Annotated in this window: 7 protein-coding genes; 5 read left to right on the top strand and 2 right to left on the bottom strand. The window is 68.1% G+C overall.

Going from position 1 to position 9,217, the window contains the following annotated elements:
• Positions 1 to 493 precede the first annotated feature (493 nt).
• Positions 494 to 2,638: a TonB-dependent siderophore receptor gene (locus MFF56_RS31505; RefSeq protein WP_082773343.1), complete on the bottom strand. Its 2,145-nt coding sequence runs from the start codon at positions 2,636 to 2,638 to the stop codon at positions 494 to 496.
• A gap of 463 nt (positions 2,639 to 3,101) precedes the next feature.
• Between MFF56_RS31505 and recA the strand changes: the two genes are divergently transcribed.
• Entirely contained in the window at positions 3,102 to 4,193 is a 1,092-nt protein-coding gene (recA, locus tag MFF56_RS31500) for a recombinase RecA (protein ID WP_066927127.1), read from the top strand.
• A 237-nt stretch (positions 4,194 to 4,430) separates the two neighbouring features.
• Here recA and MFF56_RS31495 read toward each other — a convergent pair whose 3' ends face one another.
• Positions 4,431 to 4,829, bottom strand: a complete 399-nt coding sequence (locus tag MFF56_RS31495) for a hypothetical protein (RefSeq protein WP_156454004.1) — start codon at positions 4,827 to 4,829, stop codon at positions 4,431 to 4,433.
• 516 nt (positions 4,830 to 5,345) lie between these two features.
• Between MFF56_RS31495 and rpsL the strand changes: the two genes are divergently transcribed.
• From rpsL to MFF56_RS31475, 4 genes are all read left to right on the top strand, one after another.
• Entirely contained in the window at positions 5,346 to 5,717 is a 372-nt protein-coding gene (gene rpsL, locus MFF56_RS31490; protein WP_066927123.1) for a 30S ribosomal protein S12, read from the top strand.
• 118 nt (positions 5,718 to 5,835) lie between these two features.
• Positions 5,836 to 6,306, top strand: a complete 471-nt coding sequence (gene rpsG / locus MFF56_RS31485; RefSeq protein WP_066927119.1) for a 30S ribosomal protein S7 — start codon at positions 5,836 to 5,838, stop codon at positions 6,304 to 6,306.
• Between the two features lie 57 nt (positions 6,307 to 6,363).
• Complete coding sequence (gene fusA / locus MFF56_RS31480) at positions 6,364 to 8,439, top strand: elongation factor G (protein ID WP_066927116.1); 2,076 nt, start codon at positions 6,364 to 6,366, stop codon at positions 8,437 to 8,439.
• A gap of 68 nt (positions 8,440 to 8,507) precedes the next feature.
• Positions 8,508 to 9,217 (top strand): elongation factor Tu (locus tag MFF56_RS31475; protein WP_238232158.1); only part of this gene is annotated, 710 nt, incomplete at its 3' end.

The raw sequence follows: 9,217 nt of genomic DNA, 5'->3' as shown, positions 1-9,217 counted from the left end.
GACCCGCTCCGGCGGTCATCCGGATCAGGCTCCCTGCCAACGCCGCGGCGGGATGCAGGACCCGCCGCGGCGCCGGGGCGGCGCGTGGGCAGGTTTGTGCATGCTTTGTTCCCGCATGTCAAGACTTCTGTCATAGGAGAGGTGCAGGGTCCGCGCCGCCCCTCCCCCGCAGAGGCAGGGCGATCGCATATGCCGGGCGAGCCTAACCCCGGTCAGGCGCGGGTCCCCTCTCCCATAGGGAGAGGTCTGCTTTCGCAGAAAGCCGGGTGAGGGGTATGACGCCGCCGGAAAGGACGCGGCGCTGAACGCGCGTCGACGGCGTGCTCGGTCCTGATACGTCATACCCCTCACCCCAGCCCTCTCCCTATGGGAGAGGGGGCGCGGCGCGGTTCCAGTGGCGATCTCGGAGACGACCCCCGCCATCTGCGATCGCCCTGCCCGCAAAGGGGGAGGAAGCGGCGCGCGCGCCCTCTCCGGTCGAGCCCGGCGCCTCTCACATCCGCGCGGTGATCGTCGCCAGCACGGTCAGCGGCGCGCCGGGCAGGTTGTTGGTCGGGTTGAACGGCTGCTCGATGTAGCGCGCATCCGTGAGGTTGCGCGCGTTGATCGCGAAGCGGTAGCGCTCGAAATCGTAGAACAGCGCCGCGTCGAGGCGGGTATAGGCGCCGACGAAGAAGCTGTTGTTGAGGTCGCCCGCCCGCCTGCCCACGTGGGTGACGCCCGCGCCGAAGCCGAGGCCGCGCCACGCCCCCGCCTGAATCTGGTAGGTCGACCAGACGCTGCCGCTGAATTCGGGCGCGCCGATGAGCCGGTTGCCGACCGTGAAGGTCGTGTCCTTCGCGATCCGGGCGTCGAGATAGCCGAGGCCGCCGATGATCTTCCAGCCCGGCAGGATCTCACCCGCGATGTCGAGCTCCAGACCCTCGGAGTGCTGCGCGCCGGTGATCACCGAGAAGCCGGAATTGACCGGATCGGTCGCCGCGACGTTCTGCCGGGTGATGCTGAAGGCGGCGGCGCTCACCGTGAGGAGCGAGGGGATCAGGTCGTAGCGCGCCCCGACCTCGTACTGCACCCCGGTCTCGGGGGGCGGGTTCGAGACGTTCAGCACGCTGTCCGTCTGCGGCTTGAACGAGGTCGTGTAGCTCGCGTAGAGCGTCAGCGGCTCGACCGGCCGGTAGAGCAGGCCGACCCGCGGCGAGAAGCCGAGCAGCGCCTGGTCCGGCGGGACGGTGCGGGTGGTCGGCAACCGGTTGAAATAGAACTGGCTCCCGGCATCGATGCGCGTGCCGAGCAGGAGCTGCACGCCGGCGCCGAGATCGATCTGGTCCTGGAGATAGATCCCGTACAGCTCGGTGCTCTGCCGGATGTCGCTCTGGAAGCCGAAGGCGCCGAACGTGCCGCCGGGGACCGGGAAGAGGAAGCTGGTGGGGCTGAAGGTGGATTGCTGCGCGTAGGAGCTGCGGAAGCCGCGGGTGTACTCGAAACCCGCCAGAAGCGTGTTGCGGAGGCCGAACAGGTCGAACTTCGCCACCGCCTCGCTCTGCGTGTCGATCGCCGCGAAACCGTTCTCGACCGCCGTGCCCCGGCGCGTGACCTGGGTGTCGGCCGCCGTGAGGCCGGTGGCGCGGACCGCGAAGACGTCGAAGCCGCCGGACTGGACGTTGATGACCTGGCGCAGGGTCAGGTCCGGGGTGAGGTCGTGCTCGGCCCGGAGCGTGACGAAGTTCGATTGCGCGTTGTAGCGCGAGTTGGTCGTGCCGTAGTACCGGCGGATGTCGTCGAGCGGCACCCGGCCGTTGCGGGCGATCAGGCCCTCGTCGTACTGCGTGTCCTGCCGGGTCAGCTCCGCCAGCAGCTCGACGCGGGTGTCCGGGGCGGGCGTCCAGGAGAAGGCGGGCGCCACGAAGGTGCGGCTGTTCGAGCGGTCGCCGAAATTGCGGAAGGTCGGGTCGTCCTGCGCCGCGAAGCTGACCCGGCCGGCGAGCCCCTCGGCGCCGGGCAGCGCGCCCGACACCGTCCCCTGCAGGCGCGCGAATCCGAAGCTGCCGCCCTGCGCCGTCAGCTCGCCGGAGGGCAGGATCGTGGGCCGGCGGGTGACGACGTTGACGAGGCCGCCGGGATCGCCGCGCCCGTAGAGCACGGAGGCCGGCCCCTTCAGAACCTCGATGCGCTCGACGTCGGCGAGGTCGCGCTGGGTGGTGTTGAAGGTGTTGGCCTGGCTCAGCAGCACGCCGTCCACGGCGTAGGTCTGCGTGCGGAAGCCGCGGATGACGAAGGTGTCGGAGCGGCCCTGGATGGTGCCGCCGGACTGCACGTTGCTGACGTTCTGGACCGCGTCGGCGAGGCGGATGTCCTGCTGATCGACCAGCACCTCGCGCGGCACCACCTGGATCGACTGGGGCACGTCGCGCAGCGGCGTGTCGGTGCGGGTGGCGGTGCCCGTGCGGCTGGCCCGGTAGCCGGCGACGGGCCCCGTCGCCACCTCGCCGGGCCCCGGCCCGATCCCGACGACGGACAGTTCCGAGAGGACGACCTCGTCCTCGGCCGTCTCCGCCTGGGCCGCCGCGAGGCAGAACGGCGCGATCCCGCCGAGGAGGGCCGCCGCGCGCACCCGTCCGCCCCTGCCCGCTCCCGCCATAACCCGCGCTCCCAGCCGTTCGCGGGAGCCGTCGAGGTCCCGCCGCCCGGCCGATCAGCGCGGTACGGCCGGCGGAGGCAAGGGCGGGCCGAGGATGAAGCGTCCGGATGAATTCGTTTGCTGGACGACGTATCGCAAAATCAACATGATAGAGTTCGAATAATTATAAACTCTTCTTTCCCGATTGCTTCCCGCGAGCACAGTACAACCGGAGCGGGAATATCCGGCCGCGCCCCCGGCCGGCATGAACCGCCACGCCGTACGCTCCGGGTTCCGCGCCGCGGCCCCGGGGAATGACGGCCCGGACCGTCTGCGGCCTCCCCTCGTGCAGCTCCACCCCTGTGTCCAGGGCCCCGACCGAGCCCTCGCGGCCCTTGCGGAACGAGAACAAAACAGGTACATAAATGCCAGCCGGGGCGCGATTGCGAACGGCGCCCGACACCCGCATAAGGATGCCGCCGAGATGGCCCAGCCCGCACTGAAAGTGGTGGATACGCCCAGCATGGACAAGGACAAGTCGAAGGCGATCGACGCCGCCCTGTCCCAGATCGAGCGCGCCTTCGGCAAGGGCTCGATCATGCGGCTCGGCAAGAACCAGCAGGTGACCGAGGTCGAGACGGTCTCGACGGGCTCGCTCGGCCTCGACATCGCGCTCGGCGTCGGCGGCCTGCCGCGCGGCCGCGTGATCGAGGTCTACGGGCCGGAATCGTCCGGCAAGACCACGCTCGCGCTCCACACCATCGCCGAGGCCCAGAAGAAGGGCGGCGTCTGCGCCTTCGTGGACGCTGAGCACGCCCTCGACCCGGTCTACGCGCGCAAGCTCGGCGTCAACCTCGACGACCTGCTGATCTCACAGCCCGACACGGGCGAGCAGGCGCTCGAGATCACCGACACGCTGGTGCGCTCGGGCGCCATCGACGTGCTGGTGGTCGATTCGGTGGCGGCCCTCACGCCGCGCGCCGAGATCGAGGGCGAGATGGGCGAGAGCCAGCCCGGCCTGCAGGCCCGCCTGATGTCCCAGGCGCTGCGCAAGCTCACCGGCTCGATCTCGCGCTCGAAGTGCATGGTGATCTTCATCAACCAGATCCGGATGAAGATCGGCGTGATGTACGGCTCCCCCGAGACGACCACGGGCGGCAACGCGCTGAAGTTCTACGCCTCGGTGCGCCTCGACATCCGCCGCGTCTCGACCCTGAAGGATCGCGACGAGGCCATCGGCAACCAAGTCCGCGTCAAGGTGGTCAAGAACAAGGTCGCGCCGCCCTTCAAGCAGGTCGAGTTCGACATCATGTTCGGCGAGGGCATCTCGAAGGTCGGCGAGCTGATCGACCTCGGCGTGAAGGCCGGCATCGTCGAGAAGTCGGGCGCGTGGTTCTCCCACAACAGCCAGCGCCTCGGTCAGGGCCGCGAGAACTCGAAGGGGTTCCTGCGCGACAACCCCGAGGTGGCCAACAAGATCGAGGCGGCGATCCGCCAGAACTCCGGCCTCGTCGCCGACAAGATCCTCGAGAACGCCACGCCCACCGCCGACGACCTCGACGAGGGCGAGGCCTGAGCCAGGCGCCGGCCATAGTTCCGGCAAAGCCGGACATGAAGAAGCCCGCCGGACCGCTGGTCCGGCGGGCTTCTTCATGTGGGGGATCCCCAAGGGCATCAGGCCCTTTCGGCGCCTAAAGGCGCTGCAGGCGGGGCCTCGGGGCAAAGCCCCGAGCTTGGCCCCGAGCTTGGTAGCTTCGCCGACCAGGGCTCCGCCCTGGACCCGCCAAAGGTCTCGACCTTTGGGATCCGCGACTCAGGCGCGGTGGCCGGTGGGCTCGAACAGGAAGTCGTCGATCGCCGGGACCGTGACCGCCAGGGCACCGAAGGCGGGCTTGGAGAGGCGCCAGGGCCGGTCGCCCTTGGCCCGCACCGATTCGGAGGGGCGGAGACGGCGGCGCGTGCCGTCCTCTAGCACCTCCTCGATGCCGAGGAAGCCGTAGACCTGCAGCCGCGAGGCCGTGACCTTGGTCTCGCGATCCTCGGCCGCCACCAGCAGGCTGCCGCCCGCGTAGACCGCGTCCATCAGGCTGCGCTGCTCGCTGCGGCGGCGGATCTGGCCCTCGCGGACGCCGTCGCCGAGCACGGCGGCCGGGGTCTTCAGGGGGCGGCGGAACGGAACCACGTTGTCGGACGCCGTCGAGACGAGACCCATACGCATCACCCTGGCACGCTGAACGCATCCGGCGCGCTCACGACGGCGCCCCGCGATCCGGACATTTCGCCGAGTCGCTTTAATCATTGGTGAGCGTTACCGGTCCGTACCGTCCCAGAGCGGGGAGGGGGCGCCCGGAAACCGCGCGTTAACGGACCACAGGGACGAGAAAACGCAGCCTCATGCATTGACGACCGGCCCTGGCGCGTCTAGAAGCGCGCCACTTCGGACGGCACAGGGCTGCCGCGGACGGAATTTCACCGCTCCGCCATCGCGCCCAAAGGCTCCGGAGGCTCACATCGCCTGACGCTTCGTCAGATCCGTAGGTACGAGCGCGCCTGTACCGGTCGTGCTCCTCTGCCGACAGCGCGCCAAGGGTTTCGCGACCCCTGGCGCATATTCGTTTTGCGACGTGACGGCCAAGGTTTTAGCCGCGGCCGCCACACCAAGCCCCGCGAGGGGCGTCACGACGGGACAGGATCGCCCGGCAGGCGATCCGCAGGAAGAGGGCAGAGAATGCCGACGATCAACCAGCTGATCGCGCAGCCGCGCAAGATCCAGCGGAGCCGCAACAAGGTGCCGGCGCTGAACGCCTGCCCGCAGAAGCGCGGCGTCTGCACCCGCGTCTACACGACGACCCCGAAGAAGCCGAACTCGGCTCTGCGTAAGGTGGCCAAGGTCCGCCTGACCAACGGCTTCGAGGTCATCGGCTACATCCCGGGCGAGGGCCACAACCTTCAGGAGCACTCCGTGGTGATGATCCGCGGCGGCCGCGTGAAGGACCTTCCGGGCGTGCGCTACCACATCCTGCGCGGCGTGCTCGACACCCAGGGCGTCAAGAACCGCAAGCAGCGCCGCTCGAAGTACGGCGCCAAGCGTCCGAAGTAAGTTTTTTCGGACCAAGGCCGGACTGCTTTCCACGGCCTCACAAGGATGCTGCCGCTCCAGAGGAGAAAGGCGGCCTGCGTGAGGCGCTTAAGATCATATTTTTCGAAAGTCACAAACAATGTCCCGTCGTCACTCTGCCGAGAAGCGTGAGATCATCCCGGACCCGAAGTACGGTGACGTGGTCCTCACGAAGTTCATGAACTCGATCATGTACGAGGGCAAGAAGTCGACCGCCGAGCGGATCGTCTACGGCGCCTTCGACATCGTCGAGAACCGCGCCCGCGCCAACCCGATCGAGGTCTTCCGCGCCGCCCTCGACAACGTCGCCCCGGCGATCGAGGTCCGCTCCCGCCGCGTCGGCGGCGCGACCTACCAGGTCCCCGTCGAGGTGCGCACCGAGCGCCGCCAGGCGCTGGCGATCCGCTGGCTGATCCAGGCCGCCCGCTCGCGCAACGACCGCACCATGGTCGAGCGCCTGTCCGCGGAACTCCTCGACGCCGCCAACAACCGCGGCAACGCCGTGAAGAAGCGCGAGGACACCCACCGGATGGCCGAGGCCAACCGCGCCTTCTCGCACTACCGCTGGTAATTCGCTGAGGCGCACCCAAGGGGGTGCGCCTGTCCGCCCCTATCCGGAGAGACCCCGATGCCCCGCACGCACGCGATCGAGGACTACCGCAACTTCGGCATCATGGCCCACATCGATGCCGGCAAGACCACGACGACCGAGCGGATCCTCTACTACACCGGAAAGTCCCACAAGATCGGCGAGGTCCATGAGGGCGCCGCCACGATGGACTGGATGGAGCAGGAGCAGGAGCGCGGCATCACGATCACGTCCGCCGCGACGACGTGCTTCTGGCGCGACAAGCGCCTGAACATCATCGACACCCCCGGCCACGTCGACTTCACCATCGAGGTGGAGCGCTCGCTCCGCGTGCTCGACGGCGCCGTCTGCGTGCTCGACGGCAACCAGGGCGTGGAGCCCCAGACCGAGACGGTGTGGCGCCAGGCCGACAAGTACGACGTCCCGCGCGTCGTGTTCGTCAACAAGATGGACAAGATCGGCGCCGACTTCTTCAAGTGCGTGGCCGACATCATCGACCGCGTCGCCGGCAAGCCCGTCTGCCTGCAGCTGCCGATCGGTGCCGAGTCGAACTTCCAGGGCGTGATCGACCTCATCAAGATGAAGGCGATCGTCTGGTCGGGCGAGGCGCTGGGCGCCAACTTCAACGAGACCGAGATCCCGGCCGACCTCAAGGACCAGGCCGTCGAGTACCGCACCAAGCTGGTCGAGGCCTGTGTCGAGCTCGACGACGACGCCATGGCCGCCTACCTCGACGGCACCGAGCCGAGCGAGGACACGATGCGCCTGCTGGTGCGCAAGGCCGTGCAGCTGCGCGCCTTCCACCCGGTGCTCTGCGGCTCGGCCTTCAAGAACAAGGGCGTCCAGCCGCTCCTCGACGCCGTCGTCGACTACCTGCCCTCCCCCGCCGACCGCGGCGAGATCAAGGGCATCGACTTCAAGACCGAGGAGGAGACCGTCCGGCGTCCGCTCGACTCGGATCCCTTCTCCATGCTCGCCTTCAAGATCATGGACGACCCCCACGTCGGCACGATCACCTTCTGCCGCGTGTACTCGGGCAAGGTCGATTCGGGCGCCAACGTCATCAACTCGACCCGCGACAAGAAGGAGCGCGTCGGCCGCATGCTCCTGATGCATGCCAACAACCGTGAGGACATCAAGGAAGCCTTCGCGGGCGACATCGTCGCTCTGGCCGGCCTCAAGGACACCCGCACCGGCGACACCCTGTGCGACCCGAACAAGGCCGTGATCCTCGAGCGGATGGAGTTCCCCGAGCCCGTCATCGAGATCGCCGTCGAGCCGAAGTCGAAGGCCGACCAGGAGAAGCTCGGCATCGCGCTCCAGAAGCTCGCCGCCGAGGACCCGTCCTTCCGGGTCTCCACGGATCAGGAATCGGGCCAGACCATCCTGCGCGGGATGGGCGAGCTCCACCTGGACATCAAGGTCGACATCCTGCGCCGCACCTACAAGGTCGATGCGAATATCGGCCAGCCGCAGGTGGCGTACCGCGAGAAGCTGACCCGCCGTCAGGAGATCGACTACACGCACAAGAAGCAGACCGGCGGTACCGGTCAGTTCGCCCGCGTGAAGTTCGTGGTCGAGCCGAACGAGCCGGGCGCCGGCTTCGCCTTCGAGTCGAAGATCGTCGGCGGCGCGGTGCCGAAGGAGTACATCCCGGGCGTCGAGAAGGGCCTCAACTCGGTCCTGGGCGCGGGCGTGCTCGCGGGCTTCCCGGTGGTGGACGTGAAGGTGGAGCTGGTCGACGGCGCCTACCACGACGTCGACTCCTCGGCGCTCGCCTTCGAGATCGCCTCCCGCGCCGCCTTCCGCGAGGCGCTCCAGAAGGGCGGCTCGGTGCTGCTGGAGCCGGTGATGAAGGTCGAGGTGGTGAGCCCTGAGGACTACACCGGCTCGGTCATCGGCGACCTGAATTCCCGCCGCGGCCAGATCCAGGGCCAGGACATGCGCGGCAACGCCAACGTCATCAACGCGATGGTGCCGCTGGCCAACATGTTCGGCTACGTGAACAACCTGCGCTCCATGTCGCAGGGCCGGGCGAACTTCACCATGCAGTTCGACCACTACGAGGAAGTGCCGCGCGGCGAGGCCGACAAGGTCATTGCCAAGTACGCCTAATGGCCAAGTACGCCTGAAGCGTACCGCGAACGTCCTCATAACCAGACTCAGACGATAAGGAGGCCCCTATGGGCAAGGAAAAGTTCAGCCGTACCAAGCCGCACTGCAACATCGGCACGATCGGCCACGTAGACCACGGCAAGACCTCGCTGACGGCGGCGATCACGAAGGTTCTGGCCGAGAGCGGCGGCGCGACCTTCACGGCCTACGACCAGATCGACAAGGCCCCCGAGGAGAAGGCGCGCGGCATCACGATCTCGACCGCCCACGTCGAGTACGAGACCACCAACCGCCACTACGCCCACGTCGACTGCCCCGGCCACGCCGACTACGTGAAGAACATGATCACGGGCGCGGCCCAGATGGACGGCGCGATCCTGGTCGTGTCGGCCGCCGACGGCCCGATGCCGCAGACCCGCGAGCACATCCTGCTCGCCCGCCAGGTCGGCGTGCCGGCGCTGGTGGTGTTCCTCAACAAGGTCGACATGGTCGACGACGAGGAGCTCCTCGAGCTCGTCGAGCTGGAGGTGCGCGAGCTCCTCTCGAAGTACGACTTCCCCGGCGACGACATCCCGATCACCAAGGGCTCGGCCCTGATGGCGCTCGAGGACAAGGAGCCGAAGATCGGCCGCGACGCCGTTCTGAAGCTGATGGAGACGGTCGACAGCTACATCCCGCAGCCGGAGCGCCCGATCGACCTGCCGTTCCTGATGCCGATCGAGGACGTGTTCTCGATCTCGGGCCGCGGCACGGTGGTGACGGGTCGCGTCGAGCGCGG

It is taken from the genome of Methylobacterium hispanicum, assembly GCF_022179285.1.
Lineage (GTDB): Bacteria > Pseudomonadota > Alphaproteobacteria > Rhizobiales > Beijerinckiaceae > Methylobacterium > Methylobacterium hispanicum.
Note: the sequence above shows the minus strand (reverse complement) of the source record. Positions and strands in the feature narration are given on the sequence as shown.

Bases quoted from the DNA above. Each gene is read 5' to 3' on its own strand.
- recA (WP_066927127.1), top strand. From the start codon at position 3,102: ATGGCCCAGCCCGCACTGAAAGTGGTGGATACGCCCAGCATGGACAAG.
- MFF56_RS31495 (WP_156454004.1), bottom strand. From the start codon at position 4,829: ATGGGTCTCGTCTCGACGGCGTCCGACAACGTGGTTCCGTTCCGCCGC.
- fusA (WP_066927116.1), top strand. From the start codon at position 6,364: ATGCCCCGCACGCACGCGATCGAGGACTACCGCAACTTCGGCATCATG.
- MFF56_RS31505 (WP_082773343.1), bottom strand. From the start codon at position 2,638: ATGGCGGGAGCGGGCAGGGGCGGACGGGTGCGCGCGGCGGCCCTCCTC.
- rpsG (WP_066927119.1), top strand. From the start codon at position 5,836: ATGTCCCGTCGTCACTCTGCCGAGAAGCGTGAGATCATCCCGGACCCG.
- rpsL (WP_066927123.1), top strand. From the start codon at position 5,346: ATGCCGACGATCAACCAGCTGATCGCGCAGCCGCGCAAGATCCAGCGG.